Origin of the sequence: Pseudomonas sp. 50_B, from assembly GCF_017491625.1 — a bacterium.
GTDB classification, from domain to species: domain Bacteria; phylum Pseudomonadota; class Gammaproteobacteria; order Pseudomonadales; family Pseudomonadaceae; genus Aquipseudomonas; species Aquipseudomonas danubii.
Genome location: NZ_JAFGYX010000020.1, coordinates 101,551 through 123,766, shown reverse-complemented (window position 1 = coordinate 123,766; position 22,216 = coordinate 101,551). Strand labels below are relative to the sequence as shown.

The 22,216-nt window shown below is 64.4% G+C and carries 13 protein-coding genes; 7 read left to right on the top strand and 6 right to left on the bottom strand.

Features of this window, described 5'->3' with window-relative positions:
* The 4 genes from J5M73_RS24105 to J5M73_RS24090 form a co-directional block, all read left to right on the top strand.
* Positions 1 to 400, top strand: a 400-nt coding sequence (locus J5M73_RS24105; protein ID WP_207816291.1) for a DUF2345 domain-containing protein, incomplete at its 5' end; no start/stop codon positions are given.
* On the top strand, positions 397 to 2,106 hold the full coding sequence (locus tag J5M73_RS24100) for a hypothetical protein (RefSeq protein WP_102861733.1): 1,710 nt from the start codon (positions 397 to 399) through the stop codon (positions 2,104 to 2,106). The genes J5M73_RS24105 and J5M73_RS24100, both read left to right, overlap by 4 nt.
* Positions 2,103 to 3,254, top strand: coding sequence for a T6SS immunity protein Tli4 family protein (locus tag J5M73_RS24095; RefSeq protein ID WP_102861734.1), 1,152 nt, complete (start codon positions 2,103 to 2,105; stop codon positions 3,252 to 3,254). The genes J5M73_RS24100 and J5M73_RS24095 overlap by 4 nt, the downstream gene beginning before the upstream one ends.
* 265 nt (positions 3,255 to 3,519) lie before the next feature.
* A complete protein-coding gene (locus J5M73_RS24090) occupies positions 3,520 to 4,431 on the top strand; it encodes a T6SS immunity protein Tli4 family protein (protein ID WP_146036390.1) in 912 nt (303 codons plus the stop codon).
* Positions 4,432 to 4,626: 195 nt separating this feature from the next.
* Here the strand turns inward: J5M73_RS24090 and J5M73_RS24085 are convergent, their stop codons facing one another.
* Positions 4,627 to 5,013 carry a DUF3077 domain-containing protein gene (locus J5M73_RS24085; protein ID WP_102861736.1) on the bottom strand — a complete coding sequence of 129 codons (387 nt, stop codon included), beginning with the start codon at positions 5,011 to 5,013 and terminating at the stop codon, positions 4,627 to 4,629.
* 1,123 nt (positions 5,014 to 6,136) lie between these two features.
* Here J5M73_RS24085 and J5M73_RS24080 point away from each other — a divergent pair.
* On the top strand, positions 6,137 to 14,827 hold the full coding sequence (locus J5M73_RS24080; RefSeq protein ID WP_207816288.1) for a glycoside hydrolase family 94 protein: 8,691 nt from the start codon (positions 6,137 to 6,139) through the stop codon (positions 14,825 to 14,827).
* 68 nt (positions 14,828 to 14,895) lie between these two features.
* The gene (locus J5M73_RS24075; RefSeq protein ID WP_102861739.1) at positions 14,896 to 15,633 is read left to right on the top strand and encodes a Crp/Fnr family transcriptional regulator; all 738 of its coding nucleotides are present in this window, start codon (positions 14,896 to 14,898) and stop codon (positions 15,631 to 15,633) included.
* Positions 15,634 to 15,665: 32 nt separating this feature from the next.
* Here J5M73_RS24075 and J5M73_RS24070 read toward each other — a convergent pair whose 3' ends face one another.
* The 3 genes from J5M73_RS24070 to J5M73_RS24060 all read right to left on the bottom strand — a co-directional run bounded on the left by J5M73_RS24070 (position 15,666) and on the right by J5M73_RS24060 (position 19,020).
* Entirely contained in the window at positions 15,666 to 16,577 is a 912-nt protein-coding gene (locus J5M73_RS24070; protein ID WP_102861740.1) for a universal stress protein, read from the bottom strand.
* Positions 16,578 to 16,667: 90 nt separating this feature from the next.
* On the bottom strand, positions 16,668 to 17,741 hold the full coding sequence (locus tag J5M73_RS24065) for an NAD(P)-dependent alcohol dehydrogenase (protein ID WP_102861803.1): 1,074 nt from the start codon (positions 17,739 to 17,741) through the stop codon (positions 16,668 to 16,670).
* Positions 17,742 to 17,889: 148 nt separating this feature from the next.
* Positions 17,890 to 19,020, bottom strand: coding sequence for an MFS transporter (locus J5M73_RS24060; RefSeq protein ID WP_102861741.1), 1,131 nt, complete (start codon positions 19,018 to 19,020; stop codon positions 17,890 to 17,892).
* A gap of 99 nt (positions 19,021 to 19,119) precedes the next feature.
* Here J5M73_RS24060 and J5M73_RS24055 point away from each other — a divergent pair, with 99 nt between their 5' ends.
* Positions 19,120 to 19,884 carry a helix-turn-helix transcriptional regulator gene (locus J5M73_RS24055; RefSeq protein WP_102861742.1) on the top strand — a complete coding sequence of 255 codons (765 nt, stop codon included), beginning with the start codon at positions 19,120 to 19,122 and terminating at the stop codon, positions 19,882 to 19,884.
* Positions 19,885 to 19,903: 19 nt separating this feature from the next.
* Here the strand turns inward: J5M73_RS24055 and J5M73_RS24050 are convergent, their stop codons facing one another.
* Together J5M73_RS24050 and ycaC are read right to left on the bottom strand one after the other, a co-directional pair.
* Positions 19,904 to 21,346, bottom strand: coding sequence for a mechanosensitive ion channel family protein (locus J5M73_RS24050; RefSeq protein ID WP_207816286.1), 1,443 nt, complete (start codon positions 21,344 to 21,346; stop codon positions 19,904 to 19,906).
* 134 nt (positions 21,347 to 21,480) lie between these two features.
* Positions 21,481 to 22,107, bottom strand: a complete 627-nt coding sequence (gene ycaC / locus J5M73_RS24045; RefSeq protein WP_102861744.1) for an isochorismate family cysteine hydrolase YcaC — start codon at positions 22,105 to 22,107, stop codon at positions 21,481 to 21,483.
* Positions 22,108 to 22,216 lie beyond the last annotated feature (109 nt).

Genomic DNA, 22,216 nt, shown 5'->3' with positions numbered 1-22,216 from the left:
GCAGCACGTGCTGGTGTCTGCCAAGGAACACATCACCCTGATGTGCGGCGGGGCCTACCTGACGCTCAAGGGCGGCAATATCGAGCTGGGCATGCCGGGGAATTTTACGGTCAAGGCGGCCAAGCACTCCTCTATCGGTCCCGCACATGCCTCGACCACGTTCAACTCATGGGAGTCGACCCCGTTCAATGACGCATATGTGCTGCGTGATGAAATCACCCTTGAGCCTCTGGCAAACACCACCGTAGAACTGCGGCGCGGCGACGGTGGGGTCACCACCCTCACGACCGATGGACAAGGCCGGCTGCCCAGGCAGCAGGACCTGGCCATGGATCAAGTCCAGATGCGCATTCTGGCCAAGGGAAATAGCTCCAACGACGACAGGGAGTCCACTGCATGAGCAGCCAAGCAGCCGATAACACTGAGGACGTCATCATTCCTCGCTCGCGCGACAATCTGGGGCGACCGGTCTACAAGACCCAACTGACCCGTACCGAGGACCAGCGTGAAAAGGTCCTGCTGGCGAGGCAGGCCACGCCGATTCCGGTGATCTTCATTCCAGGCATCATGGGCAGCAACCTGCGCAACAAGAAGAACCAGAACAAGATCTGGAGTCCGCCGAATGCCAGCTTTTGGCCCACTGATGCCCTCCCCGCTCTCGCAGCCTTGGCTGTCTGGTGGGGCCGCGGCCCCAAGGATCGACAGAAGCTGCTAAAGCCGGAAAAAGTCGAGGTGGATGATCGAGGCTCGATTGATACGTGCTCATCCGGCCTGAGCAAAGAGGCGGCGCGCATTCGTGGCTGGGGGACGGTGATGCGCAGCGCCTACAACCCGTTCATGGCCCTGATGGAGGGCCGCTTGGACAGCATCGTCAGCCGACAACAGATCCAGCAATGGTGGAACACTGAAAGCCTGCATGAACCCGCAGCCTATGGCGAAGAACTGGGGCAGGCGACGCCCCTCAGCGAAGACGAACTGAAACAGGCGGGCAAGTATCAATTCGACGTCTGGTGCGCCGGTTACAACTGGCTGCAATCCAACCGGCAGTCCGCCCTGGATGTGCGTGACTACATCGAGAACACCGTCCTCGCCCACTACCGCGAACACGCAAGCGTCAGCCCTGAGCAGGCGGATCAGATGAAGGTCATCCTGGTCACCCACTCAATGGGTGGGCTGGTTGCACGCTCCCTGACCCAATTGCACGGTTACAAACGAGTGCTTGGCGTGGTCCACGGCGTGCAACCGTCAATCGGTTCATCGGCCATCTACCACCACATGCGCTGCGGCTATGAAGGTATTGCCAGCATCATCCTTGGCTACAACGCAGGCGAAGTGACCGCTGTGGTGGCCAATGCCCCAGGGGCGCTGGAACTGACACCTAGCAACGAGTATCGGGAAGGTCGCCCCTGGTTGTTCCTGTGCGATGCCCAGGGGCAGGTCATCAAGGATATGGACGGTAAACCCCGCGCCTATCCGCAGAACCAGGACCCCTACGAGGAAATCTATAAGAGCACCGCCTGGTATGGGTTGGTGCCGGAGCAAAACACTAAGTATTTGGATATGTCGAAAAGCAAAAATGTAAAGGGAAGCTCTCGAATAAAGTTCGAAAAGAAAATTGAAGCTGTTGCCAAGTTTCATTCGGATTTGGCTGTGCAAGGCTACCACCCTGAAACCTATGCCCACTACGCAGCGGATGATGACCGTCACAGTTGGCGCGACATGATATGGCAAGGCGACCCTGCTCCTCTGGAAACACCCGGTTCCGCGCTCAAGGATAACGAGACCGGCAGCTACAGCAGTTGGTTTCGCCGTGGCCTGCCGGTCATTGTACCGACGCTTGAAAACTGGACGGTCAAGGAGGAAGAGCAGTCTGGCAGTGGTGGCGACGGCACAGTGCCAACCGACTCCGGGCAGGCCCACAAGAAAGCGGGTATCAAGGCCAGCTTCCGTCATGGCGGCAAGGGCGCTGGACAGTACAACATCGAAAAGGGTTACGAACACCAAGAAAGCTACAACGACAGGCGAGCCCAATGGACCACGCTTTATGGCGTAATCAAGATCGCTCAGTTGGCTGACTGGCACCCTGATGACAAGGGGGACTTATGACGCTCACTCGTCGCTTGTTTACTGCTCTTGGCCTGGTCGCTTTAACCAGTGTGGCCAGTTGTACTTCGCTTTCATCTTCTCGGAGTCACACCATGGACAAAACAGGATGGATTACTCATTGTCACGGACGCTTTCTGATTGATCTACCGCCCCAGGCAGAGATCAATGCTGGATATTACCTTTGGGACGACAACATCGAAGCGCTCGACGATAGCCCAGTGGCCCTAGCAGCCAGAATCGATAAGCGTGAGCAGAAGCTGAAAAGTGAACGCCATAGCAAAACACAAGAGAGCATGTTTCTAAGGCGAACCGAACATCAAAACGGTTCAATTAGCCTGTGGTCGTGGGATTCAACGGCTAGCACCTTGTCATACAGAGTTGATTCATATTTGGTGACACCACTAAAAGGCTCTGTCTATTACTATTCGGGAGAAGTTACTTATGACAGAGAGAAAAGAGGATTAGAAATAGTTAATGATTTAGCCCGCAACCTACGCTCTCGCGCCCCCAACGAAATCCCCACCGAACCGGGATTCTGTATCGACCGGGCCTATATCGCGGGTGACAGCTTTCAAAGTGAAGACTTCGATATAGGCGTGACCTTCCCGGAACACCCTAGAACCTTTTTGTCATTCAGATCCAGCACCGGAGCCGAGGAAGATCGGTTACTGGATCGAGTGAGTGGCTTTCTGATGGGTGCGGCAAAGATGGTTGCAGGCATCGAGACCCTGCGCAAAAGAGAGCGTGGCGGTGCCATTCCCGCCGATGAGTACCTGCTGGCGGGCAGCGCAAAGGGGCAACGCACCTACACCTTCCTCTGGGAAGCCCAGGGCAAGGACGAGTCGATCAACGAGCCCCATCTCAAGGTAGAACTGAGCGTGGAGGAAGCTGATGACGATGACGATGGCAAGCCACCGGCTCCCGCTTTCAAGTCCGATAAGGCAGCACTGGAACTGTGGGACGCCATCATCGATTCGATTCGCCTGCGCCCGGTATCGGCTACTGGACGCGACAACCATGCTGGCACGCCCTCCCCGCCTAAAAGTCCGCAACAGATGGCCAACAGCCCAGCGGTAGATGATGACTACGCCCTGGGAGAGTTCCTCGCTGAGCTGAAGCCTAAAGATAACTGGATGGATGATTTGTGAGTTTCTCAAGGAAGAGAGAAATGTTGCAGGTGCTAGAGCGACGGAGCCTTGAACGCAAGGGTTGCACACCAAAAGCGCTACCACAGCACACTCGCCAATGGGCTGCATTATCTGACGTGATCAAGATCACTCAACTGGCTGACTGCCAGCTGGATGCCAAGGAGGGTTTATGAAGCGCACTCATTGCCTACTAACGACCCTTGGTCTTATCGCCATGACTAGCGTTATCAGCTGCACATCGATTTTTTCCTCTCGGAGCCCGGCCATGGACAAGAGTGGATGGGTTACCCACTGCTACGGACGCTTTCTAATTGATTTACCGCCCCAGGCAGAGATCAATGCTGGCTACTACCTGTGGGGCGACAACATCGAAGCGCTCGACGATACCCCTGAGGCCTTTGCTACTCAGATTGATCGACGCGAACAAAAATTGAGAGGTCAGCAACATGATACGAAAGGCAGTATGTTTCTTCGTCGAATAGATTTTGGTGGAGGCTCAGTAGGGCTAATGTCTTGGTCATCTGAAGTTGCCTCCAAGGTATATCTACTTGATACCTATATTGCCTCGAAGCCAACGTGGCGTGCTTATCGCTGGACAGGGAAAATATCAGAGGATAGAGAGCGTCGAGCTATGGAGATATCTAACTCTCTGGCCCGCAACCTACGCTCTCGCGCTCCCAACGAAATCCCCACCGAACCAGGATTCTGTATCGACCGAGCCTATATCGCGGGTGACAGCTTTCAGAGTGAAGGCCTCGGGATTGGCGTGACCTTCCCGGAACACCCTGGAGCCTTTTTGTCATTCAGATCCAGCACCGGAGCCGAAGTAGATCGCTTACTGGATCGAGTAAGTGGCTTTCTGGTGGGCGCTGCAAAGATGGTTGCGGGCATCGAGACCCTGCGCAAAAGAGAGCGTGGCGGTGCCATTCCCGCCGATGAGTACCTGCTGGCGGGCAGCGCAAAGGGGCAACGCACCTACACCTTCCTCTGGGAAGCCCAGGGCAAGGACGAGTCGGTCTACGAGCCCCACCTCAAGGCGGAACTGAGCGTGGAGGAAGCGGACGTCGATGACGATGGCACCCCACCAGATCCGGCGTTCAAGTCTGATAAAGCAGCACTTGCGCTGTGGGATGCCATCATCGATTCGATTCGCCTGCGTCGGGTATCGACGCCTTAAAGCGATGGCAATGACCGGATGCTCAAGGCTGCAATACTGCAGAAGCAGCCTTGAGCAAAGACCCTGAAAGGGCTGGCCTTAGCAGCGAAATCCTAAGCCGGCGTTACCGCAGCAACGGGTATGTCTCCCCATCCGTGTCGCCACTTCGCCGACGGCCACCACACTCTAAGTTCAAGAAGACCAGGGACTCAGGCTTTACGAGCTCGGCTCGTCCGAGCATGAGCAGACACCTCGCGGGCTAGCGTCCAGCAACGCCTCCACCACCGCCCGGGCCATCTCCACGGAATGCACCATGGACCAGATCAGCCCGCGCTCGATGCCGCTGCCCTGCTGGGTGATTTCATCGCAGACCTCCTCGGCGCATTTGAGCAACAACGACACATGCACCAACGCCTCTTCAGCACTGACGCCTGGGCGCACGCTGAACAGCGAATCGGCAGAAACAGGTTTGGCTTGGGTGTTGCGCTGGAACAGCGCGGGGTCCTGCGGTTGTCGAGCCAGAGCCACGCGCAAGGTGGCGTTGGCGGCCTTGAGTTCGGGATCGCGATAGGACGTGGGGGGATCGGGGACGAGCTTTTTCATGGTCTAACTCCTTGCAGATAAAAGGAGCCAACACCGTTCGCTTGCACACGAATAAGGTGGCAGCCGTACGCAGGTGTGCAAGACCGAGTCTGCAAGGACACCCGGCAGATCCGAAGATCTCCCACGCACGGCCGCCATAACGCAGCGGACATGAAAACGACCAATCAGTGCTGATCGTTTGTGCGCCTTTGCAGAGTTCGGACTTGCACATCCGAGCCATCGATTTGGCGATGGCTCCGGCACCCTAGCCCGCCCATCAGGCGCATTCAAGCGGCCGGCAGTTTCTCGGATTTGCCTTACAAAAGAAAGCGAATGGGCGTAGTTCCAACCAGCTTTCAGCACTCTCTGAAACAGCCACGGCTCAGTGGTGAGGGTGTTTGTTCCCACGGATTGGTTTGTCAGCGACCAGGCCGAAAACAGTCCTGTCGCCCTGTTTTCGTATCTGCGATGTGCCTGATATACCGCGCCGACTGGCCGGGCGATGCTCGCCCGTTCGCAGCCTTCGGCAGCTCCTACAAGGGAAGGTGCCCCCCATTCCCGCTCCAGGCCGGCCGCAAGGCCGCCGTCTGGCTCTTGATTTTGATCTTGATCTGAACGCCCCGTTAACCACGATGGCCGAACGCAGGCATTGAGCCGTGGGTAACCCGGCAGGACGCCGGGTTAGCCGCCACCCGGCCATGGATGGCCGGTGGCGGCGGCCCACGGATCAATGCCGGAGTGAGGGCATGCCGAGCCTAGGCGAGGCACCGAGTGGAGGGGCAGAGCGTTTTACTTACTTTTGCGCTCTTCAAAAGTGAGCCGCTGTAAGAGCGGAACCAATATCCGCCGCACCCGCAGCAACGGATATGCCCACCAACAAGACCGCACCCTCAGGTTCCACGACCACTACGCGCCCGAGCGGGATCAAGCTCCCTAGCCACGTCAAGCCACCCAGCAGCAATGCCGGTCATCCGCCTATGTGCCCCAACGCACAGACACCCTCCCCCACTCCCGCCACCGTCAAGGTTGCAGCTTTTTGCCTGAAACGTTCGTCGCGACGGTGCATCGATTTGACCGCACGCCCCGCTCCCGGCCCTCCCTCGCACCCCGTGCCGAGGGACGGCTCTGTTATGCCAAGGAAAACATGGACAGTCATTGGACCCACACATTCCTGAGGTTCTGCCGTCTGCCCGCCGCCAGATACGGCCAATGGAAGGCCTCGCGCAACAGCGTCGAATACGAAGCGCCGCTGCGCTCGGAATTGTTCAGCAGTGAACAGATGGCCAGCCACGGCACCCTGCTGGCGCACCAGCACCGCCTGAGCCACAGCCGCAACCCCGACTGGCTGCTGGCACGCCTGTCGGACAACGCCAGCGCCCTGGCCAGTTGCTGCAAAAGCCTGACCGCCGCCACCGGCAGCTCGCCCCGGGCCACCCCCGCCGCCGAATGGCTGCTGGACAACTACTACCTGCTGGAAGAACAGATCCGCATCACCCGCACTCACCTGCCCCGGGGCTACAGCCGGCAATTGCCGCGCCTGGCCAACGGCCAGTCGGCGGGCCTGCCACGGGTCTACGACATCGCCCTGGAAACCATTTCCCACGGCGACGGCCGGGTCGACAGCGAAAGCCTGGGGCGTTTCGTCGACAGCTACCAGAGCGTCACCCCGCTCAAGCTCGGCGAGCTGTGGGCGATTCCGATCATGCTGCGCCTGGCCTTGATCGAGAACCTGCGGCGCGTGGCCTTCCGAGTCATGGCCAACTGGAGCGAGCGCAATCTGGCCAACGACTGGGCCGACCGCCTGATGGAAACCGCCGAGCAGGACGCCAAGAGCGTGGTGCTGGCGGTGGCCGACATGGCGCGCTCGGCACCGCCCATGAGTGCCGCCTTCGTCGCCGAACTGGCGCGGCGCCTGCAGGGCCAGAACGCTGCCCTGGTGCTGCCCCTGGCCTGGATCGAGCAACTGCTGGGGGAAACCGGGCTGAACATCGAGCGCCTGGTACAGCTCGACGCCCAACAGCAAGCCGCCGATCAGGTGTCCATCAGCAACAGTATTTCCAGCCTGCGCCTGCTCTCGGCCAGCAACTGGCGCGAGTTCGTCGAGCTGATGAGCCGGGTCGAACAGGTGCTTCAGGACGACCCGGCCCAGGTCTACCGGCGCATGGATTTCGCCACCCGCGACCATTACCGGCATGTGCTCGAACGCCTGGCCCGCCACTGCCCCCTGAGTGAAGAACAGGTGGCCCGCCAGTGCATCGAACTGGCCCGCGCCCACTACCGCGCCGAGGCCCCGGAAGCCGTGGCCGGCCATGTCGGGCATTACCTGATCGGCGCCGGACGCCGCACCCTGGAACAACAGATCGGCGCCCGAGTCCCCCTGGCCGAACGCGGCCGGCGCCTGCTGACCCAGGCGCCCCTGGGCTTTTTCCTGGGGCCGGTGATGCTGCTCTCGGCGCTGTTCGCCTGGCCGTTTCTCGATGCCCTGTATCAGGAAGCCAGCCCCGGCCATTACTGGCTGGCACTGTGGGCGGTGCCGGCGTTGCTGCTGGCCAGCCGCCTGGCCATTGGCCTGATCAACGGCCTGGTGACCCTGACCGTGGCCCCGGGCATTCTTCCGCGCCTGGACTACAGCGAAGGCATTGCGCCCCGGGCCCGGACCCTGGTGGCGGTGCCCTGCCTGTTCGGCAACGCGGCGGATGTCGAAGAGCTGGTGGAAGGCCTGGAAGTGCGCTTTCTGGCCAACCGCGATGCCCAGCTGTACTTCGCCCTGCTCAGCGACTTTCTCGACGCCCCCAGCGAAACCCAGGACGGCGACACCGCCCTGCTGGCGCTGGCCCGACAAGGCATTGAGGCGCTGAACCTGAAGTACCCCGAAGAGGCGGTGGATCGCTTCTACCTGCTGCACCGGCCACGGCTGTGGAACGCCGCCGAACATTGCTGGATGGGCCACGAGCGCAAGCGCGGCAAGCTCGAAGACCTCAACGCCCTGCTGCGCGGCCGTGGCCAGGAACGCTTCTCGCTGATCGTCGGCGATATCCAGGCCCTGCCCGAGATCACCTATGTCATCACCCTGGACAGCGACACCCAACTGCCCCGGGACGTGGCCCAGCAATGCGTGGGTGCCATGGACCACCCGCTGAACCGCCCACAGACCGACCCGCTCAGCGGGCGCATCGTCAGCGGCTACGGGATTCTCCAGCCGCGGGTCGGCATCAGCCTGTCGAGCACCGCGCGCAGCGCCTATTCCCGGCTGTTCGCCAGCGATGCCGGGATCGATCCCTATACCCGCGCAGTGTCGGACGTCTATCAGGACCTGTTCCAGGAAGGCTCCTTCGTCGGCAAGGGCATCTACGCCCTGGACACCTTCGAGCAGACCCTGGGCGGGCGCTTTGCCGACAACCGGATTCTCAGCCACGACCTGATCGAGGGCTGCTACGCCCGCTCCGGGCTGCTCAGTGATGTGCAGCTGTTCGAGGAATACCCGGCGCGCTACAGCGCCGACGTCAAGCGCCGCCAGCGCTGGATTCGCGGCGACTGGCAACTGCTGCCCTGGCTCCTGCCCTGGTCGCCCAAGGCCGCCGGCGGCCTGGAAAGCAATCGCCTGAGCCCGCTGGCACGCTGGAAAATCCTCGACAACCTGCGCCGCAGCCTCGAACCCCTGGCCTTGCTGAGCATGCTGCTGTGGGGCTGGCTGGGCTCCACCCAGCCCCTGGCCTGGACCCTGGCGGTGCTGATTGTGCTGCTGGTGCTGCCCCTGTCCGCCGCCTTGCGCGAGCTGGTGCACAACACCCCGGAAGTACCGTTGCTGCAACAACTGACCGCTGCCCTGGGCAGCGCCGGCCAGCACCTGTCCCGGGCCCTGCTGCCCCTGGCCTGGCTGCCCTATGAGGTCGCCTACAGCCTAGACGCCATGGCCCGCGCGTTGTGGCGCATGGGCATCAGCAAAGCTCATCGCCTGCAGTGGCAACCGTCCCGGGAAGCCGAGCGCGGCCCGGATGACAACCTGCTGCAGCTGTACCGGCGGATGTGGATCGGCCCGTTGCTGGCCCTGCTGCTGACAGGGCTGCTGTGGCCGCGGCCGCAACTGCTGATGGCCGCGCCCTTGCTCCTGGCCTGGCTGGCCGGCCCGGCCCTGGCCTGGTGGCTCAGCCGCCCGGCAAGCCAGGTGGCGTTCGAGCCTTCCAGCGGCCAACGGCGTTTCCTGCAGAGCCTGGCCCGCCGCACCTGGGGCTTTTTCGACCAGTACGTCGGCCCCGATGACAACTGGCTGGCTCCGGACAATCTGCAGGAACAGCCCCAGCAGCGCATCGCCCATCGCACCTCGCCGACCAACCTCGGGCTGGCCCTACTGGCCCATCTGGCGGCCCACGACTTCGGCTACCTGAGCAGCCGCCGACTGATGCAACGCCTGGAGCAGATGCTGGCCAGCATGGGCCGGCTGGAACGCTATCGCGGGCACTTCTACAACTGGTACGACACCCAGAGCCTGCAACCCTTGCCGCCGCGCTATGTGTCCACCGTGGACAGCGGCAACCTGGTAGGCATGCTGCTGACCCTGCGCCCCGGCCTGCAGGCCCTGGTGGATAGCCCTCCGGCGCTGCTGCAGATCGCCAACGGCCTGCTGGACAGCCTCGATGTGTTCCAGGACGCCCTCACGGCGGCCGGCCAGGACACCGCCCCAGTGCTGCGCTGGCGCCTGGAAACCCGCGCCGTGCATGAGCACCTGAGCCTGCATGCCGATGTGGCTCCGGATGCCTTGCTGGGGCTGCTGCAACGGATTGCCGACAGCGTCGAGCAGGCGCAGGCCGGCACAACGGACGATGTGGACTTCTGGCGCCAGGCACTGGCCGCGCAATGCCGTGACCTGCATGACGAACTGCAATGGCGCTGCCTGCCGCCCATGGCCGATGGCCGCCGCTTCGGCACCCTGAGCTGGCGCCAGCTGGCCCAACTGGACGCCGGGTATTGGTTGCCGATGCACCATGAGCGGATCGCCGCCGTGCAGGAGCTGGCCCTGGAGCGCATCAGTTGCCTCAGTCGATTGCTGGAAGCGGTAGCCAGCATGGCGCAGATGGACTTCGGCTTTCTCTACGACACCCGTCGCCACTTGCTGGTGATCGGCTACAACGCCGATGAACACCGCCTGGATGCCGGTTACTACGACCTCTTGGCCTCGGAAGTGCGCCTGACCCACTTTGTCGCCATCGCCCAGGGACAGTTGCCCCAGGAAAGCTGGTTCGCCCTGGGCCGCCTGCTCACCAGCAGCGCCGGCACCCCGGTGCTGCTGTCCTGGACCGGTTCGATGTTCGAATACCTGATGCCGATGCTGGTGATGCCCAGCTACCAGGGCACCCTGCTGGACCAGACCTGCCGCGCCGCGGTGGCCCTGCAGATCGAGCACGGCCAGCAACTGGGCCTGCCCTGGGGCGTGTCCGAGTCGGGCTACAACACCCTCGACAGTCAGTTCAACTACCAGTACCGGGCGTTCGGCGTGCCGGGCCTGGGGCTCAAGCGTGGCCTCGGCGCGGAACGGGTGGTGGCGCCCTACGCCAGTGTCCTGGCGCTGATGGTGGCGCCCCAGGCCGCCTGCCAGAACCTGCAGCGCCTGGCACAGCTGGGGCTGGGTGGACGCTTCGGCCTCTATGAAGCCGTGGACTACACCGAGTCGCGCCTGCCCCGGGGCCAGGACCATGCCGTGGTGCAGTCGTTCATGGCTCACCACCAGGGCATGAGCCTGCTGGCCCTGGCCTGGTTGCTGCTGGATCAACCCATGCAACGGCGCTTCGAATCCGATCCGCAGTTCCAGGCCATCGCCCTGCTGCTGCAGGAACGGGTGCCGAAAACCGCCGCCCAGTATCTGCACGCCGCCGGTGCTCCGGAAGCCGACGAAGCGGCCCGGGCCCATGAAAACAAACTGCGGGTATTCGCCGACCCGGACCGCAAGCGCCCGGCCGTGCAACTGCTGTCCAACGGTCACTACCACCTGATGCTCAGCAGTGCCGGTGGTGGCTACAGCCGCTGCAACGAACTGGCGGTGACCCGCTGGCACGAAGACCCGACCCGCGATCACTGGGGGCAGTTCTGCTACCTGCGGGACGTGGCCAGCAGCGACTTCTGGTCCGCGGCCTACCAGCCAACCCGCCGCCGCCCAGAGCATTTCGAGGCGATCTTCACCGATGCCCGGGCCGAATTCCGGGTACGTGAACGGGACTTCGACAGCCACCTGGAAATCGTCGTGTCCCCCGAGGACCCCATCGAACTGCGCCGCCTGCACCTGTGCAACCGGGCCCGGGGGCGCCGCAGCATCGAGCTCACCAGCTACGCCGAGGTGGTCCTGGCCCCGGCCCAGAGCGATGCGGCCCACCCGGCCTTCAGCAACCTGTTCATCGAAACCGAACTGCTGCCCAGCCTGCAGGCCATCGTCTGCAGCCGCCGGCCACGGGCCCAGGAGCAGCCAGTGCCGTGGCTGTGCCACCTGCTGGCGGCCCACGGCGTGGACATCGACGCCATCTCCTATGAAACCGATCGCGCACGCTTTATCGGCCGCGGCCGGGATCTGGCCTCGCCCCTGGCCCTGGACCCGCAGGTCGAACGACTCTCGGGCAGCGCCGGACCGGTGCTCGACCCGATCGTGGCGATCCGCTGCCGGATCACCCTCGACCCCGGCCAGAGCGCCACCATCGACCTGGTGACCGGGGTCGCCGAGAGCCGCGAACACTGCCTGCAACTGATCCACAAATACCGTGACCGGCACCTGGCGGACTGGGTCTTCGACCTGGCCTGGACCCACAGCCAGGTGCTGTTGCGCCAGCTCAACGCCTCACTGGCCGAAGCCCGGCTGTTCCAACAGATGGCCGCCTCGCTGCTCTATGCCAACGCCAGCCTGCGGGCCGACAGCAGCCTGCTGCTGGCCAACCGCCGCAGCCAGTCCGGGCTCTGGGGCCAGGGCATTTCCGGGGACCTGCCGATCGTCCTTTTGCAAGTGGGCGATCTGGCCAACATCACCCTGGTGCAGCAACTGATCAAGGCCCACGCCTATTGGCGGCAGAAAGGCCTGGCGGTGGACCTGGTGATCTGGAACGAGGATCAGGTCGGCTACCGCCAGCAGCTCCAGGACCTGATCATGGGCCTGGTGACCTCCGGCAGCGAAGCCAGCCTGATCGACCGTCCCGGGGGCATCTTCGTGCGTCCGGCCCAGCAATTGTCGGGCGAAGACCGGGTGCTGATGCTGGCGGTGGCGCGCCTGGTGATCAGCGACAGCCGCGGCAGCCTCGCCGAGCAGGTCCACCGGCGCCGCGCCGATCCGTCGCTGCCGCGCCTGGAAGCGCCCCTGGTGCGCCTGCCACAAACGGCCAGCAGTGCCCCGCCAGCCCCGCTGCCGGAACTGATCCTGGAAACGCCCTACGGCGGCTTCAGCAGCGACGGCCGCGAATACCTGATCACCCTCAACCCCGGGCAACCTACCCCGGCGCCCTGGGCCAATGTGCTCGCCAACCCGCTGTTCGGCACGGTGATCTCGGAAAGCGGCGGCGCCTACAGCTGGCGCGAAAACGCCCACGAGTACCGCCTCAGCCCCTGGCACGACGACCCGGTCAGCGACCCCAGCGGCGAAGCCCTGTACCTGCGTGACGAAGACAGCGGCCAGGTCTGGTCGCCCACTCCCCAGCCCTGCCCCGGCAACGGCAGCTATCGCACCCGCCATGGCTTCGGCTACAGCGTGTTCGAACATGAGGAGAATGGCATCCACAGCGAGCTGACGATCTATGTGGCGCTGCAGGCGCCGATCAAGTTCTCGCGGTTGAAGATCCGCAACCGCAGCGGCCGGCCAAGGCGCCTCACAGTGACCTGCTACGTGGAATGGGTGCTGGGGGAATTGCGCGGTCGCTCGGCCATGCATGTGGTCACTGAAAGCGATCCGGTCAGTGGCGCACTGTTCGCCCGCAACCCCTACAACATGGAGTTTTCCGGGCATGTGGCGTTTCTCGACACCGACTCGGCGGTGCGCAGTTTCACCGGCGACCGCAGCGAGTTCATTGGCCGCAACGGCAGCCTCGCGGCGCCGGCCGCATTGACTCGGGGGCGCCTGTCCGGACGTTCCGGCGCCGGTTTCGATCCGTGCGCGGCGATGCAGGTGGCGCTGGAGCTGGCGGACGGCCAGAGCCAGGAAGTACTGTTCCGCCTGGGGGCCGAGGTGGACGCCAAGGCCGCAACCCGGCGGGTCCTGCAATACCGCGGCACGCAGATGGCGCAGAGCGAACTGGCCGCCGTGCACCAGCACTGGCAGCACAGCCTGGGCACACTGCAGGTGCATACCCCGGACCCGGCCATCGATGTCATGGCCAACGGCTGGCTGATGTACCAGACCATCGCCTGCCGCTTCTGGGCGCGCAGCGGTTTCTACCAGTCCGGTGGCGCCATCGGTTTTCGCGACCAGTTGCAGGACAGCATGGCCATGATCCACGCCGAGCCGACCCTGGCCCGCGAGCACCTGCTGCTCTGCGCCGCCCACCAGTACCCCGAGGGCGACGTCCAGCACTGGTGGCACCCACCACAGAATCGCGGGGTGCGCACCGGCTGTTCCGATGACTTCCTCTGGCTGCCCCTGGCCACCAGCCGCTATGTGCAGATCACCGGCGACCGCAGTGTGCTGGAGGTTGAAGTGGGTTACCTGGAAGGTCGCCAGCTCAATCCCGGGGAAGAGTCCTACTACGACCTGCCCCAGGCCAGCGGACTGCGGGAAAGCCTCTACCGCCACTGCCAACGGGCCATCGAGCACGGCAGCCGGCGCGGCGTCCACGGCTTGCCGCTGATGGGCACCGGGGACTGGAATGACGGCATGAACCGGGTCGGCGAGCGGGGCCTGGGGGAAAGCGTGTGGCTGGGGTTCTTCAGCCACGAGGTGCTGCAACGGTTCGCCGTCACCGCCGAACAGCACAACGATCCGGCCTTCGCCCGGGCCTGTCGCGAGCAGGCCCTGGCCTTGCGCACAGCCCTCGACAGCCAGGCCTGGGACGGCCAGTGGTATCGCCGGGCCTGGTTCGACGACGGCCAGATCCTGGGCTCCGCCGACAACCAGGAATGCCGCATCGACTCCATCGCCCAGAGCTGGTCGGTGCTCTCCGCTGCCGCCAGTGACGTCCGCCAGCATCAGGCCATGGAGTCCCTGGACCGGCATCTGGTGCGCCGCGACAGCGGCGTGGTGCTGCTGCTGGACCCGCCGTTCGCCCACAGCCCCCTGGACCCGGGCTACATCAAGGGCTATGTGCCCGGGGTGCGGGAGAACGGCGGCCAGTACACCCACGCGGCGATCTGGGCCAGCATGGCCTTCGCCCGTCTGGGGGACAGCGCCCGGGCCTGGGAGCTGCTGCACATGATCAACCCGGTGAGCCGACGCAGCGCCGAGCAGGTGGCCACCTACCGAGTCGAACCCTATGTGATGGCCGCCGACGTCTATGGCGTGGCGCCCCACACCGGACGCGGCGGCTGGAGCTGGTACACCGGCTCGGCGGGCTGGATGTACCGGCTGATCGTCGAGTCGTTGCTGGGGCTGCGCCGCGAAGGCGAGCAGCTGTACATCGAACCGGTGATCCCGGCCCACTGGCCGGGCTACAGCCTGGACTACCGGTTTGGCGCGACGGTCTACCACATCGAGGTGCAGCAGACTCCAGGCGCCAGCCTCAGCCTGAGCCTGGACGGACGCCCCCTGCCGGAGCTGGCCATCCCGCTGCTGGACGACGGCACCACACGCCGGGTGTTACTCACCTGGCCCGTCAGTGTCCCACCGCCGCAGACCGGGCATTCCCCGACAGCGGCCATCACCGAGTCGGCGCCATGACAGACACCGGGCAACGCCCTGGACTACCCTGAGTGAGCGCTGACGCCTTGCCATCCGGTGGTTCTGAGATGTTCGACAACCTTGGGCTCGGGCCCAATCACTTGCTCAACGCACTGCCGGCCCAGGTGCAAGAGCGCCTGCTGCCCCACCTCAAGCCGGTGCCCCTGGCCCTGGGCCAGGTGCTCTACGAGTCCGGGGATATCCCGCGCCACGTGTATTTCCCCACCGACGCGGTGGTGTCGCTGCTGTACCTGATGGAGAACGGCGCCTCGGCGGAAATCGCCGTGGTGGGCAACGAAGGACTGGTGGGCGTGTCCCTGGTCATGGGCGGCGAGAGCACCACCAGCCGGGCCATCGTGCAAAGCGCCGGGCATGCCTTGCGCCTGCCCGGGCAGCGCCTCAAGGACGAGTTCAACCGCCACGGCGAGATGCTCCTGCTGATGCTGCGCTACACCCAGTCGCTGATCACCCAGATGGCCCAGACTGCGGTGTGCAACCGCCACCACTCCATCGACCAGCAACTGTGCCGCTGGCTGCTGCTGTCCCTGGACCGCCTGCCGGGCAACCAGTTGGTGATGACCCAGGAGTTGATCGCCAACATGCTCGGGGTGCGCCGTGAAGGGGTCACCGAGGCCGCCGGCAAACTGCAGCGCCAGGGCATCATCGAGTACAGCCGGGGACGCATCAACGTCCTCGACCGGCCGCGCCTGGAACAGCACAGTTGCGAGTGCTACGCGGTGGTGCGCAAGGAGACCGCGCGGCTGCTGCCGTACTTGCCGGGCAGCCAGCGCGACGAGCCGGGCTGAGGCTCGCCGCTGGCAAGGTCAGAGCGGGGATTTCAGTTCGGGCTCAACGCCTTCACCGCCAGGATGCTGCCCGGCATCGAGTACAGGGCACGCTCGGTGGTGCTGCCGATCAGCCGGCCAAAACCGGTGCGGTGCACGGTGCCCATGACCACCACGTCCACCAGGTACTCATCGACGAACTGGGCGATGCCCGGCACCGGCGGCCCCATGATGAAATGGCGAAACTCCTGGGGCACGTTGTATTGATCGCCCAGGCGTTCGAACTCCTTGTGCAGGGAGTCGCGCAACTCGTCCAGGCAGTTGACGCTCCAGGCGGTGGACGCCACCGGCGCGACGCCATCAAGCATCGGCATCAGGTCGTAGGCATACAGCAGGTGCAGTTGCGCATCGCATTGCAGGGCCAGGGCGTTGGCGGTCTGGATGATCAGGCCGTTGAGGCCGCTGATCTGGGTGTCGGACTGGGCCGGGTCGACGGCGGCGACGATGCGCCGGGGCAGTTTGTGCGGGGCGTCGTTGACCAGGTGCACCGGCACCGGGGCTTCACGCAGCAGGTGGCAGTCCAGGGGGGTGACGAAAACGCGCTTGAGGGCCGATTCCAGGGTCACGTCCTTGATCAGCAGGTCAGGCTGGAATTCGTTGATGTAGGCCAGCATGTCCTTGAGCACCTGGGTGCTCCAGATCACCTGGGTGGTGACTTCCACCCCCTGCTCGCGCATCCACTCGGCTTCCACCTGCAGCCAGCGCTCATGGCGTTGCAGGTAGGCCTGGCGTTCACTTTCTTCCAGGTGCTCTTCCCACAGGTAGGTGCGCGCCGGTGGTTCGACGAACACGAGGGCATGCAAGGCTGCTCCGCTGGCCTTGGCCAGGGCGGCAGCGCGGCGCGCCGCGGGAGACTGATGCTGTTGGGGATCGGCAATCAGCAACAGACGCTGGTACTGGCTCATGGTTGACCTCCTTGGACGTTGATGGGCCTGAGTGTCGAGGCAGACGACCCCGGGCGCCTTGATATGCATCAAGGCCACCCGGTGCTCGGATCATGGCGTCACGGCAATCTTCATCACCCCGTCGCGCTGGCTGGCGAACAGCTCGTAGGCGGCTTCGATGTCATCGAGCTTGAAGCGGTGGGTAACCAGGGGCTTGAGGTCCACCTGGCCACTGGCGACCACCTCCATCAAGCGGCGCATGCGCTCCTTGCCGCCGGGGCACAGGGTGCTGAGGATGCTCAGGTCGCCGAGGCCGGCGGCGTAGGCATCCAGCGGGATGCGCAGGTCGGAGGAATAGACCCCCAGGCTCGACAGCTTGCCGCCCGGGCGCAGCACCCGCAGCGCCGATTCGAAAGTGCCCTGGGTGCCCAGGGCCTCGATCGACACATCGACCCCGCGGCCGTCGGTCAGCTCCATGATCTGCTTGACCACGTCGCCCTGCTTGAAGTCCACCACATGGGTCGCCCCCAACCCGCGTGCCACGCTCATGCGCGCGGCCACGGTGTCGACGCCGATGATGGTGGTAGCGCCCTTGAGCCGGGCCCCGGCCACCGCGCACAGGCCGATGGGCCCCAGGGCGAACACCGCCACGCTGTCGCCGATGTTCACCTCGGCGCGCTCGGCGCCGGAGAAGCCGGTGGACATGATGTCCGGGCACATCAGTACTTCTTCGTCACTCAGACCGTCGGGAATCGGGCACAGGTTGGCCAGGGCGTCCGGCACCCGCACGTACTCGGCCTGACAGCCGTCGATGGTATTGCCGAACTTCCAGCCGCCCGTGGCGCGAAAGCCATGGCGGGTGTCAGGCCCATCCTGGGAGCCGCAACCACAGAGGCAGGCGTAGCTCTGGCCGCTGGGAGTGATGGCCCCGGCGATCACCCGCTGGCCCTCATGAAAACCGCGGACCTGGGAGCCCAGGCGCTCGATCACGCCCACCGGTTCGTGGCCGATGGTCAAGCCCTTGGCCACCGGGTATTCGCCGCGCAGGATGTGCACGTCGGTGCCGCAGATCGTGGTGGTGGTGATGCGCACCAGGGCGTCCAGCGGACCGATTTCGGGGATGTCCTTGTCTTCCAGGACGATGCGGTTCTTTTCGACGAATACCGCGGCTTTCATCTTGGCCATGTTGCCGATCTCCAGTTCCGGGAAAGGGCTGCGCCGTTGCACAGATCTGCCTACAGGCTGCGCGGATGCGCCGGGCAACGGCTTGATCATGGTCAAACAATGGACCCTTCAGGGACGGTGCGGCGACCGCGTGTCGCAAACCCGGCTTTCATGTGCGGCGGCGCGCACCCAGGCACAGCAACAAGGCCGCCGCGCCGCACAGGCAAAGGCTCGGGCCCAGGGCCTGCCCCCAACCCACCAGCAGCAGGCCGGCGCCGATCAGCAGGTAATAGAACAAGCCGAACCAGGCCCCGGCGCTGCCCAGCCGGTCGCTGTAGGCCGCCAGGGCCGAGCCGAGAATGTTCGGAATCGCCAGGCCAAAGCCCAGCACCACCCCGAGCATCGGCAGCACCAGCCACAGGCTGTGCTGCAAGGCCAGGACCCCGCCGCCCCCGGCCAACACCGCCAGGGCTGCCAATACCAGTAGCCGCTCGCTGTGCCAGCCCCGGCCCAACAGCCGGCGGTTGAGCCAGGCACCCAGGCCGGAGCCCAGGGCCAGCAACGCGCCGCTGTAACCGAACCATTGCGCGCCCTGCCCCAGGCTACGGAACACAAAGGGCCCGAGGCTGTAATAGCTGAGCAAGGCCAGGTTGAACACCGCCACCAGCAGCGCCGAGCGCCAGATCGCGGGGTCCCGCAGCATCTGCCACAAGGTGCCGGCCAGGGGCGCCAGGGGCTGCGCAGGCGGACGGGTTTCCGGCAAGGCCCGGGCGCACCAGCCGAACAACGCCAGGGCCAGCACCAGCAACCCCGTCAGTGCGCCCTGATAGCCAAAAGCACGGCTCAGGGCCGCTCCCGCGAACAGGCCGATAGCGGGACTGGCCGCCAGCACCATGCCCATCAGCGAGAACACCCGGATCAGTTCGCGGCCCTGGAACAGGTCCCGCAGCAGGGTCTGGGTCACCACCGAACCGGCAGCCACGCCCAGGGCCGCCAGACCCTGGCACAGCAACAGCTGGGCAAAGCTGCGGGCCTGCAACTCCAGGACCAGCGCCAGGGCATACAGCGCCAGCCCGCCAAGCAAGGCCGGGCGCCGCCCCCAGCGATCGCTCAGGCGTCCCCAGAGCACCACCCCCGGCGCGAACCCCAGGATAAACACCGACAGGCTCTGGGCCGCCTGCTGCGCCGGGACGCCAAAGGCCCGACCGATATCGGTCAGGGCCGGGCTAAAGAGGGTCTGGGCGATCTGCGGGAACATCAGCAGGGCCATGGCCAGGGGCAACAGGGAACGGGGATTCATCAGGTGGATGCTCGGCAAAAAAACATGCCGGCGATTCTAGGCAGGCGCGGCTGGCGTATTATCGCAACCCGGCCAATAAACAGCGGAAATCGGACAAAGATGGCATGGCTCGATCCCCAGGCACGCTTCGACCCGGACCCCTTCAGCGCACCGGTGATCGGCGTTGCCGCCACCCTCGGCGATCATGACTCCGGCCTGCACCGGCACCGTCGCGGGCAACTGCTGTACACCCGCCAGGGCTGCACCCGGATCACCCTCGCCGACCGCCTGTGCCTGCTGCCGCCCTCGCGGGCGGCCTGGATTCCCGGTGGGGTGCAGCACCGGGCGCAGATGCAACAGAGCGTGGATTACCGCTCGCTGTATTTCAGTGTCGAACTCAGTCCGCGCCTGCCGGCGGACGTGGCGGTGATCGATGTCAGTCCCCTGCTGCGCGCCGTGCTGGAGCCCATGGCCCTGGCGGCGTTCGATTGCGACTGGAGCCAGGGCCGCTACCCGCACCTGCTGGGCCTGTGCCTGGAGGAAATCGGCGCTGCGCTGCACCAGCCGCTGTCCTTGCCGCTGCCCTGGGACAAGCGCCTGCAGCCGCTGCTGGAAGACTTGCAGCGCCTGCCACCGGAGCTAAAGGTGCTGGCCACCCGGGTCGGCGCCAGCAGCCGCACCATCGGCCGCATTTTTCAACGCGAGACCGGCCTGGGTTACCAGCAATGGCGCCAGCAATGGCGGCTGATGCGCGCCATCGAGTTGCTGGCCACCGGCCGTAGCATCGGCTACACGGCCTTCGAACTGGGCTTTGCCAGTGACAGCATCTTTATCGCCTTCTTCAAAGCCATGACCGGCACCACGCCTCGGGCCTACTTCAAATGAGGAACCGCAACGGGGCACCTCAGGTGCGGCTGCGCAACCACTGCAGAAAGCCCTTCTTGGCCACAGGCTTGGGTGGCGACTGGGCCAGGCTCTGGGCAATGTGCTGGCGGAAGTCCAGCAGGGTCTTCATGGCGTCGCCGATGTCGTGACGGGCATCCAGGCAGGGTTTGAGGAACTCGTTGTCGATGCGGTACAGGCTGCAGAAGGTCTTGGCCGAAAACTCCGCGAGCGTCGCCTGCTCGGCCACCACGCCCGCCTCGCCGATCACTTCACCCGGGCCCATGCGCCCGGGTTCGAAGGGCTTGCCGTCACGCTGCATGGTCACCGACACCACGCCGGACTCGATGATGAACAGGTGATCGCTGACCGCCCCCGCCGGCAGGATGGTTTCGCCGGCACGGAAGGTCTGCAACTGCATGTTCTGGCTGAAGGTGTCCTTCTCTTCCTGGCGCAGGGTGGAAAAGATACTGGAGGCGTCCAGCAGCGCCCGAGGTCGGGACAGCACCTGGTTCTGCACCGGCTCGTCGCTGGACAGCAGGCTGATGCCGCTGGCCTGCAAATGACGGAATGCCAGGTCGAACAGCTGGTTTCGCACTTCGCGCTTCTGCCCCATGGTGGCGACGAAGCCGCTGATCTCGTATTCCGCGCCGCTGCTGCCGGAGCTTTTCAGGGCCACGCTGGGGGCCGGGGTGCCGAGCAGGAAACGGCAGCCGAGCATGGCCCGTTCCAGGGCCTCGATGACCTTCTGTGGGCGAGCGTGGGGGCTGACCTGCACGCTGATGGATAAACCATAGATATCGCTGGGGCGGCTGAAGTTGGTGATCTTGGCCTTGGACGCCAGGGAGTTGGGGATCACCACCATGCTGCCCTGGGAGGTCTGCAGCCGGGTCGCCCGCCAATCGATGTCCACTACCCGGCCTTCGGTGCCGTCGATGGCGATCCAGTCATCGATCTGATAGGGCTTGGTGGTATTGAGGACCAGGCCGGAAAACAGGTCGCTGAGGGTGCTTTGCAGGGCCAGGCCGACGATGATCGCCAGCGCCCCGGAGGTGGCCAGTACGCCCTTGACCGGCAGGTCCAGCACGTAGGCCAGGGCGGCGATGATGGCGATCAGGAAGATCACCGCACCCATCAAGTCCTGCAACAGCCGCCCGGTGTGACCGACCCGCTGCATCATCAGGGTGCCCAGCAACACCGTCAGGGTCCGGGCGCCGAACAGCCACCAGCCGATCTGTAAACCGGTGGCCGCCAGGTGCAACGGCACATCGTCCGGCCAGGGCGCCGTCTGCATGGGGCTCAGGCCCTGGTTGAACAGCATCAGGCTGTACAGGCAGAACATCAGCACCCGTACCGCCAGCTTCCAGCGATCGCCCTGGGTACCGATCAGGTGCCACAGGGCAAGGTCCAGCAGCAACAGCGTCATCGCGGCCAACAGCAGGTGATCGGCGAATGGGGCAAGCATCGAGCAACTCCAGCAGGACAATGGCGGCAAGATCGCACGAAAGACGCTGGGGCAGGTATAGCTGGAAAAGACAAAAACCGGTGATGCGGCCATGCCACGCAACGGCGGGCGCGATGCCCGCCGTTGCCGGGGCTTTACTGGCCCTGGGTCAGGGTGTTGTAGCTGGTCATCAGGTTGCGGTAGTCGGGGATGTGGTTGGAAAACAGAGTGCCCAGGCCTTCGACATCGTTGCGCCAGTCACGATGCAGCTCGCACGCCAGGCCGAACCAGGTCATCAACTGCGCGCCGGCGTTGGACATGCGGTTCCAGGCCGAGTCCCGGGTCAGCGCATTGAAGGTGCCGGAGGCATCGGTGACCACAAAGACTTCAAAGCCTTCTTCCAGGGCCGAGAGCGCCGGGAACGCCACGCAGACTTCGGTGACCACCCCGGCAATGATCAGTTGCTTCTTGCCGGTGGCCTTGATCGCCTTGACGAAGTCTTCGTTGTCCCAGGCGTTGATCTGGCCGGGACGGGCAATGTACGGCGCGTCGGGAAACAGCGCCTTGAGCTCTGGCACCAGCGGGCCGTTGGGTCCGGTTTCGAAACTGGTGGTGAGGATGGTCGGCAGCTTGAAGTACTTGGCCAGGTCGGCCAGGGCCAGCACGTTGTTCTTGAAGCGATCAGGCTCGATATCGCGGACCAGCGACAGCAGGCCGGCCTGGTGATCAACCAGCAGAACGGCGGCATTTTCCTTGTCGAGACGTTTGTAGGCGTTAGTCATGGTGAGTCCTCGCTAATGATCGATGCCGGATTACCCGGCTGGGGTTAAACCCATGGCCGCACCTGTAGCGTGAGGGCGGACATTGGGGATAGCGCGCGACTCGCAGAGC

Coding starts and splice junctions, on each gene's coding strand:
- J5M73_RS24075 (WP_102861739.1), top strand. CDS start 14,896: ATGTTCGACAACCTTGGGCTCGGGCCCAATCACTTGCTCAACGCACTG.
- J5M73_RS24095 (WP_102861734.1), top strand. CDS start 2,103: ATGACGCTCACTCGTCGCTTGTTTACTGCTCTTGGCCTGGTCGCTTTA.
- J5M73_RS24050 (WP_207816286.1), bottom strand. CDS start 21,346: ATGCTTGCCCCATTCGCCGATCACCTGCTGTTGGCCGCGATGACGCTG.
- J5M73_RS24055 (WP_102861742.1), top strand. CDS start 19,120: ATGGCATGGCTCGATCCCCAGGCACGCTTCGACCCGGACCCCTTCAGC.
- J5M73_RS24100 (WP_102861733.1), top strand. CDS start 397: ATGAGCAGCCAAGCAGCCGATAACACTGAGGACGTCATCATTCCTCGC.
- J5M73_RS24080 (WP_207816288.1), top strand. CDS start 6,137: ATGGACAGTCATTGGACCCACACATTCCTGAGGTTCTGCCGTCTGCCC.
- J5M73_RS24085 (WP_102861736.1), bottom strand. CDS start 5,013: ATGAAAAAGCTCGTCCCCGATCCCCCCACGTCCTATCGCGATCCCGAA.
- J5M73_RS24070 (WP_102861740.1), bottom strand. CDS start 16,577: ATGAGCCAGTACCAGCGTCTGTTGCTGATTGCCGATCCCCAACAGCAT.
- ycaC (WP_102861744.1), bottom strand. CDS start 22,107: ATGACTAACGCCTACAAACGTCTCGACAAGGAAAATGCCGCCGTTCTG.
- J5M73_RS24060 (WP_102861741.1), bottom strand. CDS start 19,020: ATGAATCCCCGTTCCCTGTTGCCCCTGGCCATGGCCCTGCTGATGTTC.
- J5M73_RS24065 (WP_102861803.1), bottom strand. CDS start 17,741: ATGGCCAAGATGAAAGCCGCGGTATTCGTCGAAAAGAACCGCATCGTC.
- J5M73_RS24090 (WP_146036390.1), top strand. CDS start 3,520: ATGGACAAGAGTGGATGGGTTACCCACTGCTACGGACGCTTTCTAATT.